At 70.9% G+C, this 25,747-nt stretch carries 22 protein-coding genes; 8 read left to right on the forward strand and 14 right to left on the reverse strand.

Annotated features, from left to right (window positions below; translation table 11 throughout):
• Window positions 1-372 precede the first annotated feature (372 nt).
• Window positions 373-2,172, forward strand: coding sequence for an ABC transporter ATP-binding protein (locus ABD830_RS32050; RefSeq protein ID WP_344995677.1), 1,800 nt, complete (start codon window positions 373-375; stop codon window positions 2,170-2,172).
• A 190-nt stretch (window positions 2,173-2,362) separates the two neighbouring features.
• On the opposite strand, the gene ABD830_RS32055 is transcribed toward ABD830_RS32050, so the two are convergent.
• On the reverse strand, window positions 2,363-2,773 hold the full coding sequence (locus ABD830_RS32055; RefSeq protein ID WP_344995680.1) for a hypothetical protein: 411 nt from the start codon (window positions 2,771-2,773) through the stop codon (window positions 2,363-2,365).
• An 886-nt stretch (window positions 2,774-3,659) separates the two neighbouring features.
• Here ABD830_RS32055 and ABD830_RS32060 point away from each other — a divergent pair.
• Window positions 3,660-3,830, forward strand: a complete 171-nt coding sequence (locus ABD830_RS32060) for a hypothetical protein (protein ID WP_344995683.1) — start codon at window positions 3,660-3,662, stop codon at window positions 3,828-3,830.
• Window positions 3,831-3,881: 51 nt separating this feature from the next.
• On the opposite strand, the gene ABD830_RS32065 is transcribed toward ABD830_RS32060, so the two are convergent.
• The 3 genes from ABD830_RS32065 to ABD830_RS32075 form a co-directional block, all read right to left on the reverse strand.
• Window positions 3,882-5,300, reverse strand: a complete 1,419-nt coding sequence (locus ABD830_RS32065) for an RNB domain-containing ribonuclease (protein ID WP_344995686.1) — start codon at window positions 5,298-5,300, stop codon at window positions 3,882-3,884.
• A 24-nt stretch (window positions 5,301-5,324) separates the two neighbouring features.
• Window positions 5,325-5,648 carry an STAS domain-containing protein gene (locus tag ABD830_RS32070; RefSeq protein ID WP_344995689.1) on the reverse strand — a complete coding sequence of 108 codons (324 nt, stop codon included), beginning with the start codon at window positions 5,646-5,648 and terminating at the stop codon, window positions 5,325-5,327.
• Between the two features lie 211 nt (window positions 5,649-5,859).
• A complete protein-coding gene (locus ABD830_RS32075) occupies window positions 5,860-6,444 on the reverse strand; it encodes a TetR/AcrR family transcriptional regulator (protein WP_344995693.1) in 585 nt (194 codons plus the stop codon).
• 130 nt (window positions 6,445-6,574) lie between these two features.
• Here ABD830_RS32075 and ABD830_RS32080 point away from each other — a divergent pair, with 130 nt between their 5' ends.
• From ABD830_RS32080 to ABD830_RS32090, 3 genes are all read left to right on the forward strand, one after another.
• Entirely contained in the window at window positions 6,575-7,261 is a 687-nt protein-coding gene (locus tag ABD830_RS32080; protein ID WP_344995695.1) for a hypothetical protein, read from the forward strand.
• A gap of 111 nt (window positions 7,262-7,372) precedes the next feature.
• On the forward strand, window positions 7,373-9,454 hold the full coding sequence (locus tag ABD830_RS32085) for an alpha-galactosidase (protein ID WP_344995698.1): 2,082 nt from the start codon (window positions 7,373-7,375) through the stop codon (window positions 9,452-9,454).
• 98 nt (window positions 9,455-9,552) lie between these two features.
• Window positions 9,553-10,371, forward strand: coding sequence for an ACT domain-containing protein (locus tag ABD830_RS32090; RefSeq protein WP_344995701.1), 819 nt, complete (start codon window positions 9,553-9,555; stop codon window positions 10,369-10,371).
• 28 nt (window positions 10,372-10,399) lie between these two features.
• Here the strand turns inward: ABD830_RS32090 and ABD830_RS32095 are convergent, their stop codons facing one another.
• Genes ABD830_RS32095 through ABD830_RS32130 form a run of 8 tightly spaced genes read right to left on the reverse strand, consistent with a single transcriptional unit; the run spans window position 10,400 to window position 20,136 of the window.
• Window positions 10,400-11,725, reverse strand: coding sequence for an aminopeptidase P family protein (locus tag ABD830_RS32095; RefSeq protein ID WP_344995704.1), 1,326 nt, complete (start codon window positions 11,723-11,725; stop codon window positions 10,400-10,402).
• The gene (locus ABD830_RS32100) at window positions 11,718-13,007 is read right to left on the reverse strand and encodes an alpha/beta fold hydrolase (protein ID WP_344995707.1); all 1,290 of its coding nucleotides are present in this window, start codon (window positions 13,005-13,007) and stop codon (window positions 11,718-11,720) included. Before ABD830_RS32100 ends, ABD830_RS32095 begins: the two co-directional genes overlap by 8 nt.
• Complete coding sequence (locus ABD830_RS32105) at window positions 13,004-13,816, reverse strand: ATP-binding cassette domain-containing protein (protein ID WP_344995709.1); 813 nt, start codon at window positions 13,814-13,816, stop codon at window positions 13,004-13,006. Before ABD830_RS32105 ends, ABD830_RS32100 begins: the two co-directional genes overlap by 4 nt.
• On the reverse strand, window positions 13,813-14,613 hold the full coding sequence (locus ABD830_RS32110; protein ID WP_344995712.1) for an ABC transporter ATP-binding protein: 801 nt from the start codon (window positions 14,611-14,613) through the stop codon (window positions 13,813-13,815). The genes ABD830_RS32105 and ABD830_RS32110 overlap by 4 nt, the downstream gene beginning before the upstream one ends.
• A complete protein-coding gene (locus ABD830_RS32115) occupies window positions 14,610-15,605 on the reverse strand; it encodes an ABC transporter permease (protein ID WP_344995715.1) in 996 nt (331 codons plus the stop codon). The genes ABD830_RS32110 and ABD830_RS32115 overlap by 4 nt, the downstream gene beginning before the upstream one ends.
• Window positions 15,605-16,519: an ABC transporter permease gene (locus ABD830_RS32120; RefSeq protein WP_344995718.1), complete on the reverse strand. Its 915-nt coding sequence runs from the start codon at window positions 16,517-16,519 to the stop codon at window positions 15,605-15,607. Before ABD830_RS32120 ends, ABD830_RS32115 begins: the two co-directional genes overlap by 1 nt.
• Window positions 16,520-18,226 carry an ABC transporter substrate-binding protein gene (locus ABD830_RS32125; protein WP_344995721.1) on the reverse strand — a complete coding sequence of 569 codons (1,707 nt, stop codon included), beginning with the start codon at window positions 18,224-18,226 and terminating at the stop codon, window positions 16,520-16,522.
• 20 nt (window positions 18,227-18,246) lie between these two features.
• Window positions 18,247-20,136 (reverse strand): glycoside hydrolase family 127 protein, encoded by a 1,890-nt coding sequence (locus ABD830_RS32130; protein WP_344995723.1) that lies wholly within the window; start codon window positions 20,134-20,136, stop codon window positions 18,247-18,249.
• A gap of 639 nt (window positions 20,137-20,775) precedes the next feature.
• On the opposite strand from ABD830_RS32130, the gene ABD830_RS32135 reads away from it, so the two are divergent.
• A complete protein-coding gene (locus ABD830_RS32135) occupies window positions 20,776-21,765 on the forward strand; it encodes an aldo/keto reductase (protein ID WP_344995726.1) in 990 nt (329 codons plus the stop codon).
• A 65-nt stretch (window positions 21,766-21,830) separates the two neighbouring features.
• On the forward strand, window positions 21,831-22,478 hold the full coding sequence (locus tag ABD830_RS32140; RefSeq protein ID WP_344995728.1) for a DedA family protein: 648 nt from the start codon (window positions 21,831-21,833) through the stop codon (window positions 22,476-22,478).
• Here the strand turns inward: ABD830_RS32140 and ABD830_RS32145 are convergent.
• Window positions 22,422-23,162, reverse strand: coding sequence for a GntR family transcriptional regulator (locus ABD830_RS32145; protein WP_344995731.1), 741 nt, complete (start codon window positions 23,160-23,162; stop codon window positions 22,422-22,424). The two genes, ABD830_RS32140 and ABD830_RS32145, sit on opposite strands and share 57 nt — an antisense overlap.
• 111 nt (window positions 23,163-23,273) lie before the next feature.
• Window positions 23,274-24,623, reverse strand: coding sequence for an FAD-binding oxidoreductase (locus ABD830_RS32150; protein WP_344995733.1), 1,350 nt, complete (start codon window positions 24,621-24,623; stop codon window positions 23,274-23,276).
• 149 nt (window positions 24,624-24,772) lie between these two features.
• Between ABD830_RS32150 and ABD830_RS32155 the strand changes: the two genes are divergently transcribed.
• Complete coding sequence (locus tag ABD830_RS32155; protein WP_344995736.1) at window positions 24,773-25,702, forward strand: RNA polymerase sigma-70 factor; 930 nt, start codon at window positions 24,773-24,775, stop codon at window positions 25,700-25,702.
• The last annotated feature ends 45 nt before the right edge of the window (window positions 25,703-25,747 follow it).

Raw genomic sequence — 25,747 nt, forward strand, 5'->3', positions numbered from 1 at the left:
ATCGGACCAAAGTATCGGGCGACCTACACCTTGGAACCAGTTCTGACAAGCATCTTTGGCGTTCCCGTTACTCCGTTTAGCGGTTGTGTTCTTTTACAAGTGATTTAACGGGTGCGCTGAATGGCCGTTGTCTTCTGGTTCTGCCGGTCAAATCTCTTTGGAATTGTCGAATTCAACTGCTTTATCGCAAATCTGGTGATAACGTGCGATTTGTGCAAGTCGCCAAACGGGGGAGGAATCATGGCCGGCACTCAGCTCGCACGCGTCGACTTCCAGCAGGGTTGGGGCTGTCACCGCCGCAGGCGTTGCTGGCGCCGTAGGTGGTGGGACGGCGGGTGCTGCCGCCGACAGTGGTGGGGGTGCTAGGTGAGGGTGTCGAACAACACCCTTGAGGGCCGGCGGCACAGCCGTCGGCTCTCATTGACTGTCTCCGGCCGCGAACTCGCACCGGCGATTTCCCTTCGCCGGACTTTCCGCGAGTTCTGGCCGGACACCCGCGGGTTGCGGCGGCTGTTCGCGGCCGGCGTCGTCTTCGCCGTCCTCGCCGCGCTCTGCGAGGTCGCCGCCATCCGCCTGTTCGGCCACATCACCGACGAGGTGCTCGCCACCCGGCGGCTGGCCGAGTTCTGGGTTCCGGCGCTGGCCTGGCTGGGGCTGGCCGCGGTCGCCGGGGTGACGTCGTTCGTGGCGACGTACGTCACCGCGCTGGGCGCGGAACGGTTCCTGCTGGCCCTGCGCGACCGCGTGTACGCGCACGTCCAGACGCTCGCGCCGGACTTCTCGGAGAACCGGCGCCTCGGCGACCTGATGGCACGGCTGACCGACGACATCGAGGCCATCGAGGAGCTCGTCGGGTCCGGGCTGGTCAAGGCGCTCACCACCGCTGCCAGCGTGGTGTTCTTCGCCGGGGCGGCCTTCTTCATCCGCTGGGACCTCGCGCTCGTCACGATGGCGCTGATCCCGCTGTTCCTGGTCGTCTCCAGGGCGTTCGCGGCCAGGTTCAGGACCGCCGCGGCGCAGGAGCGCGCCAGCAACGGCGCCATGAACAGCGTCCTGGAGGAGGGGCTGGCCAACCAGCCACTCGTGCAGGCGTACAACCGGCAGCAGACCGAGTCGCGGCGCCTGCACGGCGAGGGCCGCACATGGCTGCGCGCCAACATGGCCCAGGCCTGGCTGTCCAGCCTGTACGGCCCCGCCGTCCAGGTCATCGAGACCGTCTGCCTGATCGTCATCCTCGGGTTCGGCGCATGGGAGATCGCCGCCGGCCGGTTGACGCTGGGCGGCCTGCTCGCCTTCGCCGCGTACCTGGCACTGCTGTATCCGGCGGTGCAGGCACTGGGCGAGCTGGCGCTGACGGTGTCCGAGGCGGCCGCCGGGGCCGACCGGGTCATCGAGATCCTACGGGTGGAACCCGCCGTCACCGACGCCGCCGGCGCCGTGTCCGCGGGCAGGAGCCGCGGCCTGGTCGAGTTCGACCGGGTCGGGTTCGCCTACCCGAGGCGGGGACGGCAGGTGCTGCGGGAGCTGTCGTTCACCGCCTCGCCCGGAGAGGTCGTCGTCGTGGCCGGGCCCAGCGGGGTCGGCAAGTCCACGCTGGTCAAGCTGCTGCTGCGGTTCTACGACCCGGGCGCGGGCCGCATCCTGCTGGACGGGGCCGACATCCGGGGCCTGACGCGGCAGTCGCTGCGGGAGAACGTCACGGTCCTGCACCAGGAGATGCTGCTGTTCTCGGGCTCGGTACGCGACAACATCGCCTACGGGCGGCCCGACGCCTCGCTCGACGAGGTTGTGGAGGCGGCTCGGGCGGCGGGCGTGCACGACTTCGTCAAGGCGCTGCCCCAGGGGTACGACACGCCGGTGGGACAGCGCGGCCGGCTCCTGTCCGGCGGGCAGCGGCAGCGGATCGCGATCGCCAGGGCCATCCTGCGCGACACACCGGTGCTGGTGCTCGACGAGCCCATGACCGGCTTGGACGAGGCCACGGCCACGCAGGTCATGCGGCCGCTGCTGCGGCTCATGGCCGGCCGGACGACGCTCCTGATCACGCACGACCTGCGGCACCTGCCGGAGGGGGCGCGGGTGGTGGAGCTGTCGCCCGTGCCCCGGCCGCCGGACCGCATCCGGCTGAAGCGCGTCGCCCATCGCCCGCACTCGCTGTCCCGCGCCACCTGACCTCACTACCGCCGGGTCCAAACTGCCCGCACCCGAGCCGGCACACCCGCCCTACGGGGCGGGTGTGCTGGTTTTCGGGAGGCCCGTTCAGCACCAGCACGTGAGGAGGGCCGCACCGGAACCCGGTGCGGCCCTCATTTCCTGCTATTCCGGTGTGGGCGGCTGGCCTGGAACACCTAGGCTCGACGGCTCAGGTGTCGCAGAGGCGGAGCGCTCGGACCGGTGCGGGTGATGGATCAGCCACCTCCACCGCCTCCACCGCCTCCGCCGCCGAAGTCGCCGCCGCCACCTCCACCACCTCCGCCGCCGCCGTGCTCGAAGCCGCCGCCGCCTCCACCGCCGCCGCCGCCTCCACCGCCGCCGCCACCGCCGCCGCCTCCGCCGCCGCCGTGGTGACGACGGTGCTCACCGCCGCCGCCTCCACCGCCGCCGCCTCCACCTCCGCCGCCACCGCCGCCGCCGCCACCGCCGCCTCCGCCGCCGCCGTGGTGACGACGGTGCTCACCGCCGCCTCCGCCGCCTCCACCGCCACCGCCGCCGCCGCCGCCTCCACCGCCGCCGCCGCCACCGCCGCCGCCGCCACCTCCACCACCACCGCCACCGCCGAAGCGACGGCAACGCCCGTGGCGGCACGGCTGCTGCTGCTGCTTCTCGACTTTGGGCTTGTGGCTCTGCTGGAAGGAGGGCTGGGCGACGGCAGATTGAGCCGATGCCGCCACAGGAGCGGTAAGGGCCGTGGCCGCCATCGCGGCGGCGGCAAGAAGGTTGCGAGTGTTGATCATGAGAGATCTCCTCTTGAGGGTTGGGAACTCCGGGCGGTGCCCGGATCTCTCTGCGGAGCGCCATATCAGTCCCGAAAGACATCGATATGGGCTGCGGATCACCTTTCAAGCTAGGTTGCGGCGGTGGGCGAAGTCATCCGGCAGAGGCAAAACTCCCGGCAGTCAGAAATTGCTCAGGAGCGCGTTACAGGAATGGACGGAAGGCCCTCCGCTACGGTGCGCTACATCACTGACATGCGCCGTTATGTTTGCTAAAGGGACTTCCAGGGCGGCGGTCCAGCTTTTTGCCGTCCCCCCGCCCACGGCGGGGCTTCTCGGCCGCAGACGGGGCGCGGGTAAAGTGCCCCGCCGTCCCGCCGTGCGCCGCGAATGCCGGTGGAAAAGGCGGCGGCGGACAGTCCGCGCCGTTCAGGTCTTCGGGCCGCCCCGTCAAGTGATGCGAGGGTAGACCATGGCGCAGTCCGGCAGTGGCGGGCGTGACCGGAGGCGCCGGCGAGTCTTTACCGCGACGACGGCCCCGCCGCGCCAGGAGCACTGACCGGTCGGTCAAGGTGGTGTTGTCAGACGCTCACACATCGTCACCTTCGGGGCAGTTTTTCGGGCGATGGCGCTGGAAATCTCCATGTCAGAGACATCCTCGGACGCACCCGCCGAGGCCAGTCCCCTCGGATGCGCGGCGTCCGGGCCGGCCCGTTGGAGGTAGCCATGTTCGCCCTCGTCGCCGCCGTACTGTTCGTGCTCGCGCTCATCTTCGAGATCGCCGGTCTCGCCGTCGGCAGCGTGATCACGGTCGCCACGCTCGGCACCGCCGGGCTGCTCTGCGTCGCGCTCCACCTGATGGGCGTGGGCGCGGGATGGACCCCGCTGAAGAAGTGATGCCTGGTCGAGGGCCGCGCACGGAGCGTCCGTGCGCGGCTTCTCGATGAGTCAGGTCGCCAGCGTGAAACGGACCTCGCGGGTCGCCGGGTCCGCCTGCGTCAGGCGTACCGTGACCTGCTCGCCCAGGGGGAGCGGGCCCTCGCAGCGGGCGATCACGGCCGGGTCGGCGAGCTGCACCTGCCCGCCGCCGCGCCGCTCGTCCACGTCGATCACCACCGCCTCGAACGCCTGCCCGATCCGCTCCCGCAGCAGGAACGCCTCCACCAGGTCCACGCACGCGCGCTCCACCGCCCCGGCCCGCCGCCCGGTCGCGGTCATGATGCCGGGCAGGCTCGCAAGCGCCGCCCTGATGTCGGACGGCACCGGCTCGCCGGCCGCCACGGCCAGGCACACCTCCGTCGCGTAGCGGTCGGCCAGGCGCCGCAGCGGCGCCGTGACGTGCGTGTACGGCGCCGCCACCGCCGCATGCTCGGCCAGCTTGGGCGGGGCACCGTCGAAGGCCACGTAGCCCGCGCCGCGCAGCAGCACCTTCGACTCGTGCAGGAACGCCGCCTGCTGCGCGTTCTTCGGGTCCAGGTCGTGCACCACGGCGCCGTAGGAGGCGCCGTCGGGCCACGGAACGTCCAGTGCCTGGGCCACCCTGCGGACCTTCGCCAGGTCGTCGGCGTGCGGCTGGGGCAGCACGCGAAGGATGCCGATCTCGGCGTCCAGCATCATCGCGGCCGCGGCCATGCCGGTCAGCAGCGAGATCTGCGCGTTCCACGCCTCGGCGGGCAGCGGCAGCCGGAACTCCAGCCGGTAGGCGCCATCGTCCCCGGGGACGACCTCCTGCTCGGGCGTGGGCAGGGTGACACCGCCGCGCTCACGCTCGAGCGCCAGCCGGAGACGGCCGATCTCGGCCAGCAGCCCCAGCACGCCGTCGGCCGTGCCCGTGTCGACCGCCGCCTGCACGTAGGCGTAGTCCAGGCGCTCGCGGCTGCGCACGAGCGCTCGCTGCACGTCGGCGCCGACCGTGCGGCCGTCGGCGTCGAGGTCGATCCGCCACACCGCGGCCGGGCGCAGCGCGCCGGGCAGCAGGCTGGCCGCGTCCTCCGACAGGACCTTGGGGTGCAGCGGCACCTTGTCCGCGGGCAGGTAGACGGTCTCGCCCCTGGAGCGGGCCTCGGTGTCGATGACGCCGCCGGGGCGCACGAACGCGCCGACGTCCGCGATCGCGTACCAGACACGGTAGCCGCCGCGCACCCGCTCCAGGTGGACGGCCTGGTCGAGGTCCATCGAGCCGGGCGGGTCGATGGTGACGAACGGCACCTCGGACAGGTCCTCGGCGTCGAGCCGGGGCGCTCGCGCCACCCCTGCGGCCTCGTCGAGCACGGCGCTGGGGAAGTCGGCCGGGAGGCCGAGCTCCCGCCCGACGCGCGCGAACCCGTCCTCCAGCTTCAGGGGTATCTGATCGGGAACCTGAATCACTCTGCCAACCTACAGGGCGGCCGATCAGGTGAGGTGGCCCTCCAGGCCGGTGATCCGCAGCAGCCGCCGCATCGTGGGCGGGACGCCGGTGAGGCGCATCGCGGTGTGCCGGCGCGCGGCGTGGTTGCGGACCGAGACGAGGATGCCGAGCCCGGCCGCGTCGATGAAGGTGAGCCCGCTCACCTCGATGAGGAGCGTGGCCTGTCTTCGCGAGGCGCCTCCCGCCTCCCTCAGCAGCCCGAACAGGTAACCGCGAAGCTGCTCGGTGGTGGCGATGTCGAGGTCTCCGGACACGCTGACGGTCAGGGTCTCATTGCGGCGGCTGGTGGTCAGGTGCAGTGGCTGCATGTCGGCTCCGCGCTCTGTCAGGGCCGGAACCTCCTGCCGGTTGCGCGGGCCAGCCCTTGCCGTGGGCACCAGAGTCATGACGCGTCACGTAGTGCGACGATGTTTGACGCTAAGTGTACATGCCGGGTCAGGCGTGAACCGTGATTCGGGGGGACAGAACGGATCCGCGAGGATCAGTTCCGATTACCCAGATGTAAAAACATCACACCAATCAGCGGGGCTCCAGCCCGCGAAGGATGAGATCGCACAATGCGGCGAAGTCGTCCTCGATGTCCGGCAGGCTCCAGTCGGCGGCGTGCGCCGGGTTGTGGAAGCGGCCGAAGGCGTCGAACACGGCACGGGCCGCGGCGGCCGGGTCGGGAGCGGCGAACTCGCCCCGGGCGACGCCGGCCTCGACGATCTGCTGGACCTGGCCGACCAGGTCGGCGATGTGCCGCTCGATGACCTTGCTGGACTCGCCCACCAGCACCGTGTACGTGGCGAACAGCTCGGGGTCGCCGAGGGCCTTCTTGCGCTTGGCGCGGAACAGGGTGCTCAGCCACTCGCGCAGCCGCACGGGGGCCGGCGCGTCGGAGGCCAGGACGATGCCCAGCTCGGCGTGCGACTCGTCCAGCCAGCGCTGGGTGACGGCCTCGCGCAGGGCCGCCTTGCTGGGGAAGTGCCGGTAGACGCTGCCGTGGCTGACGCCGAGCGCCCGCGCGACGTCGACGACCGTCGCCTTGGCGGGACCGTAGCGGCGCAGGACGTCCTGGGCCGCCGTGAGAATCTGATCCGCCGTCAGGATGCCGTCTGTCATATTTCCAATTCTGTCAGCCGATTGGCTGTGCGTGATGCGGCGGTTCGTATGCGGATAAATGGCACTGAATCGTGGTCGGTGACACTACGCTGCTACCGCTATCAGGTACGAGGGGGAAGCAGACGACATCGTGTGGATCGCCGTCGCAGTCTTGGGGGCCGCCGTCGTGGGCGCGGTGGTCTGGTGGTTCCGTCGTGACCCGGTCGCCGGTGGGGCGGGCGACCGGTTCGAGATGGACGTGGATCTCGGGCTCGCGCCCGAGACCGAGCCCGCGTTCATGGAGGGCCTGCGGGCCTACCCGCTACGGGCGGAGGTGTCGCGCGGGGTGCTCACGACGTACGAGCCGCCCCGGCTGATCTCTTTGCACCTGCTCGCCGACGCCTTCGCGGCCAGGGGGAACGCCGCGTTGCATGATCCGCAGGGCGCGGTCGCGGCCCTGGTCGCGCAGCTCACTGCAGTGGAGCGGCCTGGGGTGCTGCACCTGCGCGCGGACTGGCTGGACGGCGAGGTGGACGGTATGGACCGGGCCCGCTTCGCCGAGGCGGTGCGCGAGGTCGTGTGCCCCGGCGGCGTCTGGTCCGCCCATGAGGCCATTGGAGCGTTGCAGGTCGCCACCGGCGAGGCCAACACGATGATGCTGGACCTGGCCCGGCTGCTCGACCTCTACCGGGAGGCCCGCGAGAAGCAGCCGGAGGCCGCGGTGGAGGAGCTGCTGCGTGACGTCGCGCCGCGCCTGATCGCCGCCGGCGGTCCCGGGCTCACCTGGACGAAGCCGCCCACCCAGGACGACCTGACCACAGTGCTCCAGCCCCGGTGAGGCGGGAAACGGGCGCCTCTGCCGAAGAGGCATCCCCGTGATCAGGTCAAGTGCCTCATTCCTGTAGGTTCGCGTGGTATCGACGAGCGTCTGCTGACTGAGGAGCCCGACTTGACACCCCTCATCTTGTCCGCCGCAGGCACTGCCCTCGTCCTCGACGGACCTGGGCTGCCGCGGGTACGCCACTTCGGCGCCGACCTCGGACCCGCCGCCGGGTCCGACCTGCTGCCCGCACTGGCGTCCTTGACCCCCGCGCTGCCGCTGCTGCCCGCCCAGGCGGACAACTGGTACGGCCGGCCGGGCCTGTCGGGCGGCCGGGCCGGCGAGCACTGGCCGGTGCGCTGGACGCTGGACCGGCTCGACGTGGACGCCACCCCCGGGCGGGGAGGCACGGTGACCGTCGTGGCCTCCGACGCCCGGGCGGGTCTGGAGCTGGTGAGCGAGCTGGCCATGGACGCCGGCGGCCTGGTGACGATGCGGCACACGGTCACGAACACCGCCGCCTCGCCGTACCGGCTGGAGGGGTTGACCTGCGCCCTGCCGGTGCCGGCGCGCGCCGGCGAGCTGCTGGACTTCACCGGGCGGTGGGCGCTGGAGAAGGTGCCGCAGCGCACGGCGTTCGCCCAGGGCGTGTGGTCCAGGGAGAACCGGCGCGGCCGGACCGGGCACGACGGCACGGGGCTGCTGGTGGCCGGGACCGAGGGGTTCGGGTTCAGAGCCGGCGAGGTGTGGGCGGTGCACGCCGCCTGGAGCGGCAACCACGTCCACTACGCCGAGCGGGTACCCGAGGGGCCGGCGCTGCTGGCGGCGGGCGAGCTGCTCGAGCCCGGCGAGATCGTCCTGGCCGAGGGGGAGAGCTACCGCACGCCGCTGGTGTACTTCACCTGGTCGGGCAGCGGTCTGGACGAGGCGAGCACCCGGCTCCACGACCACCTGCGCGCCGCCCGGCCGCTGCCGGTCCGGCCCGTCACACTGAACAACTGGGAGGCCACCTACTTCGACCACGGCCTCGACCGGCTGCTGGAGCTGGCCGACAAGGCCGCGGCGGCCGGCATCGAGCGGTTCGTGCTCGACGACGGCTGGTTCCGCCACCGCCGCGACGACGGGGCGGGGCTCGGCGACTGGTACGTCGACGAGGGCGTGTGGCCGAACGGCCTGCACCCGCTGGCCGAGCACGTGCGCAAGCTCGGCATGCAGTTCGGGCTCTGGTTCGAGCCCGAGATGGTCAACCCGGACTCCGACCTGCTGCGCGCGCACCCCGACTGGGTGCTCGGCCAGTCCGAGCGCATGCCGCCGCCGCAGCGCCACCAGCAGGTGCTCGACCTGGCCAGGCCCGAGGCGTACGACTACCTGCTGGAGCGCCTGGACAGCCTGGTCAGCGAGTACGAGCTCGACTACATCAAGTGGGACCACAACCGCGACATCGCCGAGCCCGTCCACGACGGGGTGCCCGGAGTGCACGCGCAGACGCTGGCCACGTACCGGCTGCTGGACGAGCTGCGTGCCCGCCACCCCGGGCTGGAGATCGAGTCGTGCTCGTCGGGCGGCGCGCGCATCGACTTCGGCATCCTGGCGCGTACCGACCGGGTGTGGACCTCCGACAGCAACGACGCGTTCGACCGGCAGGCCATCCAGCGCTGGACCGGGCTGCTCGTGCCGCCGGAGCGGATGGGCAGCCACGTCGGCGCCCCGCAGGACCACAACTCGGGGCGCTCGCTGCCGCTGGCCTTCCGCGCCGCGACCGCGCTGTTCGGGCACATGGGCGTGGAGTGGGACCTGACCTCGGCGAGCGAGGCCGAGCTGGAGGAGCTGGCCGAGTGGATCGCGCTGCACAAGCGGCTGCGGCCGGTGCTGCACGCGGGCCGGGTGGTGCGGGCCGACCATCCCGACCCGACGGCGCTGCTGCACGGGGTGGTGCTGCCCGAGCGCGGCGTGTTCGCGTACGCCCAGCTCACCTCGAGAGTGGCCATCGGCCCCGCGCCGCTGCGCCTGCCCGGGCTCGACCCGGCCGGCACGTACGAGGTGCGCGTCGCCGTGCCCAAGACCCCCGCGTCGAACATGCCGCAGTGGTCGACACCGCAGTGGATGGCCGGTCCGGTACGGCTGAGCGGCGCGGTCCTGGGCGAGCTGGGTCTGCCCGCCCCGGCGCTGCGGCCCACCACCGCGCTCGTCATCGAGGTCGAGAAGGTCTAGAGCCAGGTCACGTACGGGTCATACGGTGAAGGCGCTTTAATGGCGCCGCAATCGCGCCGTTCGTGATCAGGTAACACGCCGTGGACACACTGGGCGGCATGAGCGATGCACCCAAGGTGTCGAACGGAAACCGGAGCTCCTGGTGGCGGGAGGTCGTCGAGTTGGCCGCGCTGTTCCTCGCGGTCGGCCTGGCGCACCTGCTCGCGACCCTGCTCGGCCGCCAGGAGCCCGGCCCTGCCGTGCTGGTGGGGCTGGGAGCGGCGTTGATCGCCGGGACGGCGCTGCACAAACGGCTGGGCCGACGGAGCGTACGGAAGGCGGCCCCGCTGCCCGTGGAGGGCGGCGCGGGCCCGCCCATGATGTTGTGGCGCATTCGCATGCGGGTGGTGGAGCGGCCGGGCCGGCTCGCCGCCGTGGCGGGCGCGTTCGGGCGGCTGGGCTGCAACATCCTGGCGCTGCACATCGCGCCGACGGGCAGCAGCGCCATCACGCCCGCCGGATGTGACGCGCTGGACGAGTTCGTCATCGAGGCGCCGCGGGGGCTGGCCCGTGATGTGCTGGCCGGGGCGCTGACCGGGGCCGGCGGGCTGGACGTGGTGATCGTGCCGGCCCAGGTCAAGGATCTCACCGACCCCGGCGTGCAGGCTCTTGTCCTGGCGCAGCGGGTGAGCGCGGACCCTGACCGGCTGCCCGAGGCCATGGCGGAGCTGCTGCGGGTCCCGCAGGTCGAGTGGCGGCGGCCGGGCGACACCGTGGATGATGGAGCCGAGCTCAACACCACCATGGTGATCTCTGTCAACCCGGACCGCGCCCTGCTGATCCGGCGTCCGGAGTTGCCGTTCACCCCCACCGAGGCCGCCCGTGCCGCCGCCCTGACGGCGACGGCCCGCGAGGCCCGCTACAGCGCCTCCGGTTGATCGGGTGCGGCGGGTGGGGGTCCGGGGTCTACCTGGAAACCTCCTTGGTCCAGCGTTCCAGGCCGCTCGCGTCGATGGGCAGGGCGTCCGAGAGGATCTCGGCGCCGGACGCGGTGACCAGCAGGTCGTCCTCGATCCGTACGCCGATCCCGCGCAGCTCCGGCGGGAGCGTGCGGTCGTGGGCGTGGAAGTAGAGGCCGGGCTCGACGGTGAGCACCATCCCGGCCTCCATGACCGCCCCGTGGTACGCCTCCGGGCGGGACTGGGCGCAGTCGTGCACGTCGAGGCCCAGGTGGTGGCCGATGCCGCAGATCAGGTAGCGGCGGTGGTGCTGGCCCTGGTCCGACAGGGCCTCGTCCACCGAGACCGGCAGCAGCCCCCAGTCGTCCAGGCCGCGCGCGATGACCTCCATGGCCGCGTGGTGGAAGTCGGTGAAGCGGTGGCCGGGGCCGACCTGCGCCATGCCCGCCCGGTGCGCCTTCTCCACCAGGTCGTGCACCTGCCGCTGGGCGGGGGAGAAGGTGCCCGAGGCGGGGAAGGTGCGGGTGACGTCGGCGGTGTAGCCGCTGCGTACCTCCAGACCCATGTCGAGCAGGAGCAGCTCGTCGGGCAGGACGGGACCGTCGCAGCGGACCCAGTGCAGGGTGGGGGCGTGCGGGCCGCTGCCGACGATGGTGGGGTAGCCGGGGCCGTTGCCGTACGCCCTGGCGTACCGGTCGAACGTGCCCTGCAGCCACCGCTCGCCCGCGCCCTCGACGGCCGCCGGGAGCTCGGCCAGCACCGCCGCGAAGCCCTCGACGGTACGGTCCACGGCCTCGCGGAGCTGGCCGATCTCCCACTCGTCCTTGATCATGCGCAGCTCGGCCAGCACGCGCGGGACGTCGTCCTGCGGCTGCGCGGGGTCGGTGAAGTCGCTCAGCGGCCGCACCTCGGCGCCGAGCGCCACCGACCACTCCGCGAGTGACGGGGACGGGCCCACCCACAGCTCCCCGTATGCCGCGTCGGCGAAGAAGCCGATCTCGCCGGGGCGGGCGGGCGGGGGAAGGTACAGGGTGGCGGCGCCGTCCACGATCACGGCCACGGCGTTCTCCACCGCGCAGCCGGTGAGCCAGTAGAAGTCGCTGTCCACGCGGAAGTCGTAGTACGTGTCGTTGTTGCGCACCGGAGCCCGCCCGGCCTGCACGACCACGGTCCTGCCGGGGAGCGCGGCGGCCAGGCGCCGACGGTGCGCGGCGGCGGCCTCGGCCGCGCCGGGCACCAACGTGGGGGTGCGGGCAGGGGTGTCCCAGTCCTGGGCGATGTAGTCCAAGAATGCGGGGATCTCGCTCAGCCTGGGGGGGTTGCCATCACTCACCCGTGACTCCTCCTCCTATGTCGCGTACGAGCCCGGTCAGCCGGGCGAAGACCCGTTCCTCGCCGATGCCGTCGTGCTCGTACTCGTTGGTGACCCAGGCCTGCGTGTTGCCGACCCTGGACGCGGTGTCCAGTTGCAGGCCGGAGTCGACGTACATGTCGTCGAAGTACACGGCCGCCGCCACCGGCACCTCGTTGGCCGCCAGGCGGTCCAGGTCGTACAGCACGGGCCAGTCGGCACGCTCGGAGAGGAGCTCGACGGCGGCGCGGAACGGGCGCAGCGCGCGGATCTCCTCGAACATCCAGGGGTAGATCATCTCGCCGGTGAACAGCAGCGGCCTGGCGTCCTCGGCGAAGGCGGGGTGGCGGGCGCGCTCACGCTGCGCCGCCCAGGCCGTCGCGCCGGGCCCGGAGCCGTAGATGCTCTCCTGCAGCGCGGCGAAGAGCGGGTTGTCGGTGTAGGAGGAGCGGGCCAGCACCTGGTGCAGGAACGTCTCGGGCAGCTCGCCGCCTCTGTCTTGCAGGGATTCGTCGAGGAGCCAGTGCATGCGCTCGTAGCCCGGCTTCATGCCGAAGTCGATCCCCAGCGACTGCAGCCGCCGTACGGTCAGCACGTCGCCGTCGGGCAGCAGGACGTCGCCGTGGGACAGCCGGTCGGCCAGGCGGGCCACGGTCTCCACGTGGTGCGGGTAGCGGCGGTAGAACTCGGCGTTCTTGGCCGCGACCCGCGGATAGGTGCGCCGGTAGACCTCCGTGGCGTCGGGGTCCACGGAAGGCAGGCCGCCCGCCACGTAGCAGGCGCTCAGGCCCTCGGGCGCGTTCGACAGGTACGTCAGCGTCAGGAAGCCGCCGTAGCTCTGCCCGAGCGTCGACCAGCGCCGGCCGCCGAAGACGGTCTTGCGCAGGTGCTCGGCGTCGGCCACGATCGAGTCCGCGCGGAAGCGGGCCAGGTAGTCGGCGCCCTCCTGCGGGTCGAGCGCGCTCATCACCCGCCCGTCGATCCGCGAGCTGCGGCCCGTGCCGCGCTGGTCGAGCAGGATCACCCGGTACGTCTCCAGCGCCTTGCCGAGCCAGCCCGCCGTGCCGACGGGGCGCGGACCCTTGCCGCCGGGCCCGCCCTGCAGGTAGAGCAGGCACGGCAGGTCGTCGCCGTCCCGCACGGGATCCACCAGTTCCCTGGCGAACACCCTGATCGTGGCCTCGGGATCGGACCAGTCGAGCGGTACCTCGACGACATGGTCGCGTACCCGCATCCCGGGGATCGTGTAGGTCGCGGTGATCACACCTTCTCCCTCCTGCGGCGGTCCCACTCCGGGTTGATGCGCGGGATGGCCGCCAGCAGCGTCCGCGTGTACTCGTCCTGCGGGGCGCCGAAGACCTGCTCGGTGTCCCCCAGTTCGACGATCTTCCCCTTGCTCATCACCGCGACCCGCTGGGCGATCTGCCGGACGACGGCCAGGTCGTGGGCGATGAACACGTAGCTGAAGCCGCTCTCGCGCTGCAGCCGCCGCAGCAGTTCGAGCACCTGGGCCTGCACCGACACGTCGAGCGCCGAGACGGCTTCGTCGCAGATCACCAGCTTGGGGTTGACGGCCAGCGCGCGGGCGATGCCGATGCGCTGGGCCTGCCCGCCGGAGAACTGCGCGGGGTAGCGCAGGGAGTGGTCGGGGTTCAGGCCGACGCGCTCCATCAGCTCCTTGGCGTGCGCCCGGCGGCTGCCGTTGGGCGCGATGCCCTGGTAGACCAGGGGCGCCATCAGGATCCGCTCCACCGTGTGACGGGGGTTGAGCGAGGAGAACGGGTCCTGGAAGACGACCTGGACGTTGGCGCGGAAGCGGGCCAGGTCGGCCCCCTTGGCGTGGGTGATGTCCTCGCCGTCGAACTCCAGCGTGCCCTCGCTCGGGTCCATCAGCTTGGCGATCATGCGGGCGGTCGTCGACTTGCCGCTGCCGGACTCGCCGACCACCGCGAGCGTCTCGCCGAGCCGTACCTCGAAGCTGACCTGGTCGACCGCCGTGAACTCGGCCTTCGCGCCCAGCGGCCCGCGCGAGACGAACCGCTTGGTCAGATCACGGGCGCGCAGCAGCGTCATGCCTTCACCTCATCGTCGATGCGCGGGATGCTCTCCAGCAGCATCCTGGTGTAGTCGTGGGCCGGCTCGGCGAACACCTGCTCGGCCGTGCCGTACTCGACCTGCTCGCCCTGGCGCATCACCAGCACGCGGGTGGCGATCGAGCTGATCACGGCCAGGTCGTGCGTGATGAACACCATGCCCATGCCGCGCTCCTCGCGCAGGCGGGCCAGCAGCTTCAGGATCTGCGCCTGCACGGTCACGTCCAGCGCCGTGGTCGGCTCGTCGGCGATCAGCAGCTCGGGGGAGCACACCAGGGCCATGGCGATCATGATGCGCTGCCGCTGCCCGCCGGAGAACTGGTGCGGGTAGTAATCCACCCGCTGCTCCGCGTCCGGCAGGCCCACCTGGTCGAGCGCGTCGATCGTGACCTTCCTGGCCGCGCCGCGGGAGCCGCCGCGGTGCGCGCGGTACATCTCCTCGATCTGCAGGCCGACCGTGTAGTACGGGTTGAGAGACGACAGCGGGTCCTGGAAGATCATCGACATCCGTTCGCCGCGCAGCCGCCGCAGGTCACGGTCGGGGCGGCCGAGCAGCTCGATGCCGTCCAGGCGGATGCTCCCGCTGGTCCTGGCGCCCTTGGGCAGCAGCCCCATGACCGCCAGGCTCGTCATCGACTTGCCGGAGCCCGACTCGCCGACGATCCCGACCGTCTCGTCCTGGCCGACCGTGAAGGACACGCCTTTGACCACGTCCACCGGGCCGCGCGTGGTCGGGAAGGTGACGGTGAGGTCCTCCACGACAAGCAGTTCGCTCATTTCCCCGCGATCCTCACTCTCGGGTCCAGCCTCGCGTAGACGATGTCCACCACGAGGTTGCCGACCACCACGAAGAAGGCCGCCAGCAGGGTCACCGCCATGATCACTGGCTGGTCGTTCTTGTAGATCGAGTCGGCGGCCATCTTGCCGACCCCGTTCAACCCGAACACCGTCTCGGTGATCAGCGCGCCGCCCAGCAGCGCGGCGAAGTCCATGCCGAAGATCGTGGCGATCGGCGTCAGCGCCGGGCGCAGGGCGTGCCTGCGCAGAGTCAGGGCCGGGCTCAGCCCCTTGGACCTGGCCGTGCGCATGAAGTTCTCGGCGAGGGTGTCGATCACGTTCGCCCTGGTCAGCCGGGCGTACAGGCAGGCGTAGACGGTGGCCAGCACGACCCACGGCATCAGGTACGACTCGAACCAGAGCACCGGATCGTCGCCGAATGCCACCGCCTGCGGGAACGGCAGCACCTGCAGCTGCACCACCAGCACGTACTGCAGCGCCAGCGCCAGCACGTAGTTGGGGATGCTGGAGCCGCCCAGCGCCAGCCCCATGGCGGCGCGATCCCACCAGGTGCCCTCCTTGACGGCGCTGACCAGGCCCGCGGTGACGCCGATGAGCAGCCACAGCACCGCGGCACCGATCGCGACCGTGGCGCTGACCGGCAGCCGGTCGACCACCATGTCCCATACGGACTGGCCGGTCTGGAAGCTGTAGCCCAGGCAGGGGGCGCCGCAGTGCACCAGGTTCGCGCCCTCGCCGTAGTCGCGCCCGGCGAAGATCCCGATGAGGAAGTCGAAGAACTGCGTCAGGAGCGGCTTGTCCAGCCCCAGCACGGTGTGGATCTGGTCGATGCGCTCCTGCGTGCACGTCTTCCCGCAGATCATCACGGCCGGGTCGGGCTGGAGCGTGAAGAAGATGATGAACGTGAACAGGCACACCATGAAGAGGATCAGCACCACCCAGGCGAGCCGTCCGGCCAAGTAACGCGCCATCAGGAGGCCTCCCCGGCGTCGAGCGTGGCCCGCAGCCGGTCGCCGAGGACCGTCAGCGACAGCACGGTGAGGAACAGGAATGCGCCGGGGATCGCGAAGTACATCGGATCGACGGCGTACCAGCCGACCGAGCTGAAGATCATCTGCCCCCACGACGGCGTCGGCGGCGTCACGCCGACGCCCAGGAACGACAGTCCGGCCTCGGTGCCGACGTAGCCGGGCACGGCCAGGGTGGTCATCACGATCAGCGAGCTGCGCAGGTTGGGCAGGATCTCCTTGAACACCAGCGCGCCCGTGGAGGCGCCCGACGCGCGGGCGGCCTCCACGAACTCCCTGTTCACCAGCGTCAGCGTCTGCCCGCGCACCACCCGCGCCAGGTACGGCCAGCCGAAGAAGCTGATCACCAGGACCAGCAGCACTGGCCGGTTGCCCTGCGGAAGCGAGGACAGGATCGCGATCATGAAGATGAGCGCGGGGAAGGCCATGAGGAAGTCCATGAGCCGGCAGATCGCCTGGTCCACCCAGCCCTGGTAGAACCCGGCCAGCATGCCCAGCACCACGCCCAGCAGGGTCGTCAGCGCCGTGGCGGAGACCGCGATCAGCAGTGAGACGCGCGCGCCGTAGGCGATGCGCGCCAGGATGTCGCGGCCGTTCTGCGGCTCGACACCCAGCAGGTGGTCGGCGCTGATGCCGCCGAGCGACCCGCGCGGCACACCGCCCAGGTCGGTGTTGACGGCGGCGGTGTCGAAGTCGTTCGGCCCGTGACCGGTGATCGCGCTGATCAGCGGCGCGCAGATCGCCATCAGCACGATCAGCGTGAGGAACGCGGTGCTCAGCACCGCGCCCCGATCACGCAGCAGCGCGCCCGCGACCCGTCGGCCCGACGTGGCAGGGGAAAGAGCTGCGACGGTCATCTACTTCGTCGGCTTCGCCAGTCCGACGGAGATCAGGTCGATGCCGCCGGAGAACGAGTTGGACTGGTAGGCGCCCGCGATGTTCGAGCCGGCGAGGAGGATGAGCTTCTCGTACGCCAGCGGCACCACCGGCGCCAGCTTCATGATCTCCTTGTCCAGCTCGCCGTAGGCCGCGTTGGCCTGGTTGACGTCCGTCATCGCGGCGATCTCGTCGATCCGCTGGTTGATCCCCTTGTCGTTGATCTGCGCCAGGTTCGAGTTGCCCTTGGGCGTGATGTTGCGGCCGTCGAACAGCGGCGGCAGGAACGTCGCGCCGGAGGCCCAGTCGGGGCACCAGCCGGTGACGGCGGCGTCGTGCTGCTGCGCCGGCGTGCCGATGACCTCGTAGTACGTCGAGGTGTCGATGTTGTTGATCTTGACGTCGATCTTCACCTGCTTGAGCGCGTCCTGGATCGCCACCGCCACCGCGGCCATCTTCGGGTCCGGGCGGGTGTCCAGCGTCAGGGAGAACCCGTCCGCGAGGCCGGCCTCGGCCAGCAGCTTCTTGGCCTCCTCGGGGTTGTACGGGTACAGGTCGTAGTCGACCCGGCCCGCGATCGTGGGCGGCTGGATCGAGGTGCCCTTGGCGGCCAGTGCGCCGCCGCCCATCCCCGCGACCACGGTGTCCTTGTTGATCGCGTAGTTGATCGCCTGGCGCACCCGCACGTCGTTCAGGGGCTTCTTGGTGGTGTTCAGGCCCATGTACGTGGTGCAGCCGTTGAGCCCGGACAGCGTGCGCTGCTTGATCTGCGGCTGCTGCACCCGCGCCACGGTCGCCGCCTGGATCGACGGACCGAGGGCGTCGGCGTCGGCGCCCTGCCCGGCCAGCATGCGCTCGTCGATCGTGGCGGGGTCCAGGCCGAACGTCCACTCGAACGCGTCCGGCTTGGCCGCCCGCACGCTGTCGGTCTCACGCTTCCACTGCGGGTTGCGTACCAGCTTCAGCGACACGCCGCGCTGGTAGCTCGCCACCTTGTACGGCCCGCTCGCGATCGGCTTGGTGTCGAACGCCGCGCCCGCCCCCGTGCCCTTGGGGAAGGGCGTGAAGTTGGCCATCGCCAGCGCGCTCGGGAAGTCGGCGAAGGGCTTCTTCAGGTGGAAGACGACCGTCTTGTCGTCGGGCGTCTCGATGGTCTTCAGGTCGCCGTCCAGGTACGGGCCCTTGTAGTCCTTCGGCGCGTCCAGCAGCAGTTTGCCGTACGGCGAGCCGATCCCGGCCTCGGGGTCGAACGTGCGGGAGAAGCCGAACTTCACGGCCTCGCTGTTGATCGGGGTGCCGTCCTCGAAGAACAGGTTGTCCTTGAGTTTGAACGTCCAGGTCTTGCCGCCGTCGGACGGGGTGCCCGTGTCGGTGGCCAGGTCGGGCACGACCTTCGTGCCCTCGGCGCCCGGACCCGCGCCGAACATCGTCAACCCCCGGTAGATGAGCCGGTAGAAGTTGTTGACGCCGCCGTCCCAGCCGCGCACCGGGTCCAGGTGGGAGAAGTCCGCCTTGGCCAGGCTGTGCACGGTGCCGCCCGTGGCGGCGGGCGCGCCCGGCCCGCCCGACGCGCCCGTACCCGTGCCCGCTCCCGTGCCGGTGCCCCCCGCGCCGCCGCCTCCGCCACATGCGGTGAGCGCCAGCACGGCGGTCATGGTGACGCTCGCGAGCGCCGCAGATCTCCTCATGTTGCCTTCTTTCCGTTGGTTCAGGGGGTTCTGACCCAGACCCGCATGGCTTGGGGTCCGCGGTTGCCCCACAGGAAGTAGGGGACGAAGGTCGCCGCGACCCTCGTCTCCGGGAGCGCATCGTCAAGGGGGAGCTCGGGGTAGAGCTCGGCGGAGCGCGGGGGAGCCGCGCCCGCGTCCACGCGCAGCACGACGGTCTCGTCCCGCCGCTCGGTGTTCGCGCCAACAGCGTCGTGGGCCCGGACCACCAGGTCGTCGACCGGAGCCTCGGGGCTGTCGTGCTGCTCGACGCAGTACACCAGCGGCCCGCGGGCCAGGCCGGCCGCGCCTCTGGTGGCGTCGAGGTAGGGGTGGGAGCCGTGCGCCCTGACCGGCATGGGCAGGGTGAGGCGTACCTCGTCGCCCGCCGACCAGTCGCGGTGGAGGGTGGCCCAGCCGCCGGACTCCCGCACGTCGCAGGGCTCGCCGTTGACGGTGATCGTCACGTCCCTGGCCCAGCCGGGGATCCGCAGCACCAGCCCGTACGGGCGGTCGGGGGCCCGCTCGACGGCGATGCGCACGTCGCCGTCCCACGGGTAGGCGCTCTCCATCGCCAGGTCCAGCTCATCGGTCCGGATCGTGGCCTCGGTGTAGGCGGCGACCAGCACGGCGTCGTCCCGCTCGGCCGCCACGTAGTCGGCGAGCTGGGCCATCCAGCGCACGATGTTCGGCGGGCAGCACGGGCAGCCGAACCAGGCGCGCCGCAGCGGCTCGCCGTCCGGCTCCGCGCCGCTGCGCTGCTCGTGGTCGGGGCGGCGCTGGAGCGGGTTGTCGTAGAAGAACGCCCTGCCGTCCGCCGACAGGCCCACGGCGTAGGCGTTGTAGAGCACGCGCTCGAACACGTCGAGGTATTTCGCGCCGCCGGTGGCCAGGAACATCCGCCAGGCCCACTGCATGACGGCGATGGCCGCGCAGGTCTCGCTGTAGGCGCGCTCGGAGGGCAGCTCGTACCTGTCGCCGATCGCCTCGTCGGAGTGCCGGCTGCCCAGGCCGCCCGTGATGTACAGCTTGGTCGCCACCATGTCGTCCCAGAGCCGCTCCAGCGCCTCCAGCAGCGACCGGTCACCGGTCTCCAGGAGGACGTCGGTCGCGCCCGCCGCCAGGTACGCCATGCGCACGGCGTGGCCGGTCACCGACGGCAGCTCGCGGAAGGGCACGTGGTCCTGGAAGTATTCGCCGGAGAACGTGCGGTGCTCGAGCTGCCCCGTGCCCCTGCGGTCGACGAACGCCGCCGCCATGGCCAGGTAGCCGCGCTCGCCGGTCTCCCTGAACAGCTCGACCAGGGCCATCTCCACCTCGGGATGCCCGCAGACGCCTCTTTCGCGGAACCTGTCCAGCACCAGGTCGGCGAAGCGCACCGCCACGCGCAGCAGCCGGTCGTCGCCCATCCGCCGGTTGGCGGCGACGGCGGCCTGGATGAGGTGGCCCAGGTTGTACAGCTCGTGCCCCCAGGTCAGGTCCTCCCACGGCTTCTTGGCCGAGGCCGGATCCTGGAAGAAGGAGTTGAGGTAGCCGTCCTCGGCCTGGACCCGTTCGAGGAGGCCGACGACCTCGTCGAAGAACTCCCTGGTGGCGGGGTCGCCGTCGCCCAGCTCGTACGCCAGGCCCTCCAGGGTCTTGTACAGGTCGGTGTCCAGGAAGGGGTACCGGCCCCGGTAGGGAGCGGGGTCATCCTCCAGCAGGCGGCTCAGGTTGGCCACGTTGCCCGCGGCGCGGAGCTGCTCGATGGTGTGCGGGATCGTGGCCGTGCTGTTTCGACGCTGCCAGTGGTGGAGCAGACCGCCGGTGATGCGCACCCCGGACACCGGCCGCACGGCCCCGGACACAGCGCGTACGGCGCCGGTCAGGGGCTTGACCTGCTTAGACGTCATGAACCATCCCAGTAATGTGTGGCATTGCACTGCACCTTAGGGCCGGGGAGCCCTGTTGCCAAGGGTTACGGATGGGGCTTCGCGCGAACGTAACAGGACCGAAACCATCTAAGGGTGCTGGCCAAGGCGGGTGGCGCTCCTGCGTATCAGATGAAAAGCCGCGTTTTCGAGCCCATTGAGATGGATGCGTTCTACGGTGTGCGACATCCCCGCTGTTCGCCTTCACCGGAGCCGATCATGCCGCTCGGCTTACGACCCGCCGCCGCCATTGTGCTGACCATCCGCCGCTCCAAGGTCACGTGCGCCCGTTGGCACCTCGGCGATCATCAGTCATCCCACGAACAATTCCAACGTCCTCGTCGAGAACAACCTGCTGGCCGGGGGCGCGTACACGCTGTATTGCCCGCGCGACCACAGTCGCGACCACCGTGTCATCGGAAATCGGTTCGGGCGCAATTTCTCCCTCAAGAGCAGCGCGTATGGGGCGTGGACCGACTGCCGTAAGGCCGCGGTCGTGCGGGACAGCTTCTGGGACAACACCCTGAAGCCGCTGTGACGCGGTGGATGCGATCGATCGCCGAAAGTGGCGACGACTGACAGAAATTGAAATCTGTCAGTCCAATGTGGCATGCTGGCCCCATGAGAACTTTGGGAACCGGCGGTCCGGTCGTCTCCGACCTCGGGCTGGGTTGCATGGGAATGTCGGACCTGTACGGCCCGGCCGACGCGTCCGAGTCCATCGCCACCATCCACGCCGCTCTCGACGCCGGCATCACGCTGCTCGACACCGGCGACTTCTACGGGATGGGCCACAACGAGCTGCTCATCCGCGAGGCGCTCAAGAGCCGCTCGCGCGACGACGTGACGATCAGCGTGAAGTTCGGCGCGCAGCGCGACTACGACGGCAACTGGCTCGGCTATGACGGCCGGCCTTCGGCCGTCAAGACCTCGCTCGCCTACACGCTGCGCCGCCTCGACACCGACCACGTGGACGTCTATCGGATCGCCCGGGTGGACCCGGACGTGCCCATCGAGGAGACCGTCGGGGCCATCGCCGAGGAGGTCCGGAAGGGGCACGTCCGCCACATCGGGCTGTCCGAGGCCGGGGCCGAGACCATCCGGCGGGCCAACGCCGTCTATCCGATCGCCGACGTGCAGCTCGAATACTCCCTGCTGTCCAGGGGGATCGAGCGGGACATCCTGCCCGCCTGCCGCGAGCTCGGCATCGCGGTCACCGCGTACGGGGTGCTGTCCAGGGGCCTGCTCAGCGGGCACTGGTCCAAGGAGCGCGAGCTGGGCAAGGGAGATTTCCGCGCCGTCAGCCCGCGCTTCTCCGGCGACAACCTCGCGCACAACCTGACACTGGTGGACGGGCTCCGCGCGCTGGCCGAGGCCAAGGAGGTCACGGTCGCGCAGCTGGCCATCGCCTGGGTGCTGGCCCAGGGCGACGACATCGTCCCGCTCATCGGGGCACGGCGGCGCGAGCGGCTGGCCGAGGCGCTCGGAGCTCTGAACATCGCGTTGACGGCGGAGGAGCTGGCGGCGATCGAGACCGCCGTACCCGCCGGGGCGGCCGCGGGCGAGCGCTACGGCGAGGCGCAGCTGGCCATGCTCGACAGTGAACGCTGACCATCCGGTGCGGAAGGTCTCAATGGCGGTCCTTGTGGTGATGTGGCGGCGCTAGGGTTGCGCGCGTGCATATCGACGTGTGGTTGGAGGCGGTCCCGGCCGGATGGATCTACGCCATGGTCGCGCTCGTGATCGGGCTCGAGAGCCTCGGCATCCCGCTGCCCGGTGAGATCGTGCTGGTCAGCGCCGCGATCCTGGCCTCCAAGGGCGTGGTGCACCCGGTCTGGGTGGGCGTGTGCGCGAGCGCCGGGGCGATCGTGGGCGACTCGGCCGGGTACGCGATCGGGCGCAAGGGGGGCGCGCCGCTGTTCGCGCGGCTCGGGCGGCGCTTCCCCAAGCACTTCGGCCCGCGGCACGTGGCCAAGGCCGAGCAGTACTTCCAGCGGTTCGGCGTGTGGGCGGTCTTCGTCGGCCGGTTCATCGCACTGCTGCGCATCCTGGCCGGACCGCTGGCGGGGGCGCTGCACATGCCGTACTGGAAGTTCGCCGTCGCCAACGTGCTCGGCGGGATCGTGTGGGCGGGCGGCACCACCACGGTGATCTTCTATCTCGGGCTCGTCGCCGAGAAGTGGTTGAAGGGCTTCTCCTGGGTGGGGCTCGCGGTGGCCGTGGTGTTCGGGATCTGCACCACGCTCTACCTCAAGCGGCGGGCCGCGTCAGCGCTCGATGAGGGTGACCTCGAGGGAGTAGTGCGAGGCCCGGTAGACGTGTGAGCCGTGCTCGACGGCCCTGCCCTGGTCGTCGTACGTGGTGCGGACCATGGTGAGCAGCGGCGCGCCGCGGCGCTCCTCCAGGAGCCTGGCCTCGGCCTGGGTCGCGGCCCGCGCGCCGATGCGCTGGTTGGCCACCCGCATCCGCACGCCCGCGGCGCGCAGCAGCTCGTACAGGCCGCGGCCCTCCAGATCGGCGGCGCTCAGCTGGGCCAGGCCGAGCGGCAGCCAGTTGTGCAGGACCGCCAGCGGCTCCCCGGCCGCGAACCGCAGCCGCTCGAGGTAGAGGACCTCGGTGCCCGGCTCCACACCCAGAATGGGGGCGATCTCCTCCTCGACCGGGCGCGGCTCCAGCGCCAGCACCTGCGTGGCCGGCTCCTGGCCCGCCCTGCGCAGGTCGTCGTAGAGGCTCGTCAGCTCGACCGAGCGCTTGACCTGCCCGTGCACGACCTGCGTGCCCACGCCGCGCTTGCGCACCAGCAGGCCCTTGTCCACGAGATACTGGATGGCCTGGCGGATCGTCGGCCGCGACAGGCCCAGCTTGTCGGCCAGCAGGATCTCGTTGTCCAGCCGGGAGCCGGGCGCCAGGTCCCCTCGCCGGATCGCCTCGGCGATCTGCTCGGCCACCTGGAAATAAAGCGGCACGGGGCTGGATCGATCCAGGTCGATGGCCAGGTTCGCGGTCATGCTGATCAGCTTAGCCCAGGTCAGAATGTCCAGACAAATGATCCGAGCAGCGGATAAGCAAGGACGCCCGCGGCCCCCACTCCTGCGTCTCCGGGGTGGGGGCCGCGCGCCCTACCGAGGCCGGACGTTGTGGTTGCCGGCGAACAGGTTGCCGGGGTCGTACTGACGCTTGACCGCCGCGAGCCGCTCATAGGTCTGCGCCGGATAGATCGCGGCGACGTCCTCCTCGGTGGCGGAGGCGAGGAAGTTGGCGTACGCGCCGTTGACGTGCGGTGCGAGCCTCTCCCAGATCGCTGCCAGAGCAGGGGCGGCGGCCTCGACGACCGGCTGCGGACCCAGGGTGGTCGTCACGACCATCAGCTCCGCCCGGCGATGCGCGTAGGCGGTGGCGTCGTCGGGGACGCGGGACACCGCACCGCCGACGCTGCGGACGGCGATGAACGGCGACCCCTGCGACGCCCCGACCTCGGCCAGGATCCGCAGGACCGCCGGCACCGATTCCTGGTCGACGAAGGCGCTCCGGGTGACCAGCCGGATGCCGGGCGGCGGGACCATCCCGTCCACGAGCGTGTCCGCATAGGGCTTCAGCGCGACGTCGTCGCCGATCACCGTGCCGAGCCGGCGGATCGGGTCGATGGCCGCGGCCGCGAGCTCCGGGTCGTCGCCGTCGAAGGCGACCTGGATCTCGATTGGCGCCTCGGGTCCGCCGGCCATGGGATTGGCGAAACTCACGATGGAGGTGAGCTCTTCCGGGGCGGTGCGCAGGTGGTCCGCCCACCCCTGGAGCACGGTGGCCGCCTCCGAGGCCGGGAAGACGATCTTGCCGTAGAAGACGTCCGTCGTCGGATGGGCCGCGAACTCGAAGGCGGTCACGATCCCGACATTGCCGCCGCCGCCGCGGATCGCCCAGAACAGCTCCGGGTTCTCCTCCGCGCTCGCCCGCACGACCTCTCCGCCGGCGGTGACCACCTCCGCGGCCACCACGTTGTCCAGGGCCAGGCCGTACTTCCTGACCTTCCAGCCGATGCCGCCGCTCAACGTCAGCCCACCGACACCGACGCTCTTGGTGTCGCCCGAGGAGATCGCCAGGCCGTGCGGGGCCAGGGCGGCCGCGACCTGACCCCAGGTGGCGCCGCCGCCGATGCGCACCAGGTGGTGTTCCTTGTCGATGATCTCCACGTTCGCGAGCAGGCTGAGGTCGATCACGACGCCGCCGTCGTTGGTGCCGAAGCCCGCGAAGGCGTGGCCGCCGCCCCGCACGGACAGCGCAAGCCCTGTGCCGGCGGCGAATCTGACACTTGCTCGCACGTCCCCGACGCTCTTGGGCCGCAGGACACAGGCCGGGCTGCCCGTGGCCAGTACGGAGCGGCTGGCCGACTCGTACTCCGCCGCGCCGGGTTCGATGATGTCGCCGCCGAAGTCGCGGCGAAGGGTCTCAAGGATTTCACGCGTTGAACTCATGACCACAAGATGCCGACGGCCCGGTTCCTGTGACAGAACGGTTCTGTGACGTGAGCCACATGCACGATTTGGCTATCGTCTCGGTGTCACAGAACGGCGGGGTCCGGCGTCTGGTGGATGACACAGTCGAGAGTGAAGTGGAGCCGCTCATGGCCGGTACGTCGCAGACCACGCCTGGAGATCACGGCGAGGGCAGGGAAGGGGAGGACCGCGTCGACTCCGCCACCGAGGCGTTCGTCGCCCACCGCAACCTGCTGTTCACCGTGGCCTACGAGATGCTGGGCTCGGCCGCCGACGCCGAGGACGTCCTGCAGGAGACCTGGCTGCGGTGGACGGGCGTCGACCTCGACGCGGTGCGGGATCAGCGTGCGTACCTGGTCCGGATCGTCACCCGGCAGGCGCTGAGCCGGCTGCGTACGCTGGGCCGGCGCAAGGAGTCCTACGTCGGCCCCTGGCTGCCCGAGCCGCTGCTGACCGCGCCCGATGTGGCCGAGGACGTCGAGTTGGCCGACAGCGTCTCGATGGCGATGCTGCTGGTCATGGAGACGCTTCAGCCGACCGAGCGGGCGGTGTTCGTGCTGCGCGAGGTGTTCGACCTGGACTACGACGAGATCGCCGAATCCGTCGACAAGACCCCGGCCGCGGTACGCCAGATCGCCCACCGGGCGCGGGCACACGTCGCCGCGCGCCGGCCGCGCGGGGTCGTCTCCCCGGCCGAGACCCGGGACGCGCTCACGGCGTTCCAGCGGGCGATCGAAACGGGCGACCTGCAGCGCCTGCTCGACGTCCTCGCGCCGGAAGTCGTGCTGCTGGCCGACGGCGGCGGGATCAAGCGGGCCGCGCTGGAGCCCGTCGTGGGAGCCGACCAGGTGGTCCAGGTGATGGGCAGGATCGCCAAGGTGGCGTCGCTGCTGCCGGCACAGGTCAACGGCTACCCGGCGCTGATCGTCCGGATCGACGGCGAGATCGACGGCGTGCTGGCGATGCGCATCGAGGACGGCCTCATCACCGGGCTCTACGCCGTACGCAATCCCGAGAAGCTGTCGCACCTGGAGCAGGAGACCGCACTGCACCGCTGAGCCCGGGACGGGTGGCGGCCGGTGCGTGGGTGCGGAGTGGGCATA

The sequence above is a fragment of the Nonomuraea helvata genome (assembly GCF_039535785.1).
GTDB classification, from domain to species: Bacteria; Actinomycetota; Actinomycetes; order Streptosporangiales; family Streptosporangiaceae; genus Nonomuraea; species Nonomuraea helvata.

Coding starts and splice junctions, on each gene's coding strand:
- ABD830_RS32120 (WP_344995718.1), bottom strand. CDS start 16,519: ATGACCGTCGCAGCTCTTTCCCCTGCCACGTCGGGCCGACGGGTCGCG.
- ABD830_RS32060 (WP_344995683.1), top strand. CDS start 3,660: ATGTTCGCCCTCGTCGCCGCCGTACTGTTCGTGCTCGCGCTCATCTTC.
- ABD830_RS32090 (WP_344995701.1), top strand. CDS start 9,553: ATGAGCGATGCACCCAAGGTGTCGAACGGAAACCGGAGCTCCTGGTGG.
- ABD830_RS32150 (WP_344995733.1), bottom strand. CDS start 24,623: ATGAGTTCAACGCGTGAAATCCTTGAGACCCTTCGCCGCGACTTCGGC.
- ABD830_RS32070 (WP_344995689.1), bottom strand. CDS start 5,648: ATGCAGCCACTGCACCTGACCACCAGCCGCCGCAATGAGACCCTGACC.
- ABD830_RS32135 (WP_344995726.1), top strand. CDS start 20,776: ATGAGAACTTTGGGAACCGGCGGTCCGGTCGTCTCCGACCTCGGGCTG.
- ABD830_RS32155 (WP_344995736.1), top strand. CDS start 24,773: ATGGCCGGTACGTCGCAGACCACGCCTGGAGATCACGGCGAGGGCAGG.
- ABD830_RS32075 (WP_344995693.1), bottom strand. CDS start 6,444: ATGACAGACGGCATCCTGACGGCGGATCAGATTCTCACGGCGGCCCAG.
- ABD830_RS32105 (WP_344995709.1), bottom strand. CDS start 13,816: ATGACGCTGCTGCGCGCCCGTGATCTGACCAAGCGGTTCGTCTCGCGC.
- ABD830_RS32115 (WP_344995715.1), bottom strand. CDS start 15,605: ATGGCGCGTTACTTGGCCGGACGGCTCGCCTGGGTGGTGCTGATCCTC.
- ABD830_RS32110 (WP_344995712.1), bottom strand. CDS start 14,613: ATGAGCGAACTGCTTGTCGTGGAGGACCTCACCGTCACCTTCCCGACC.
- ABD830_RS32130 (WP_344995723.1), bottom strand. CDS start 20,136: ATGACGTCTAAGCAGGTCAAGCCCCTGACCGGCGCCGTACGCGCTGTG.
- ABD830_RS32145 (WP_344995731.1), bottom strand. CDS start 23,162: ATGACCGCGAACCTGGCCATCGACCTGGATCGATCCAGCCCCGTGCCG.
- ABD830_RS32125 (WP_344995721.1), bottom strand. CDS start 18,226: ATGAGGAGATCTGCGGCGCTCGCGAGCGTCACCATGACCGCCGTGCTG.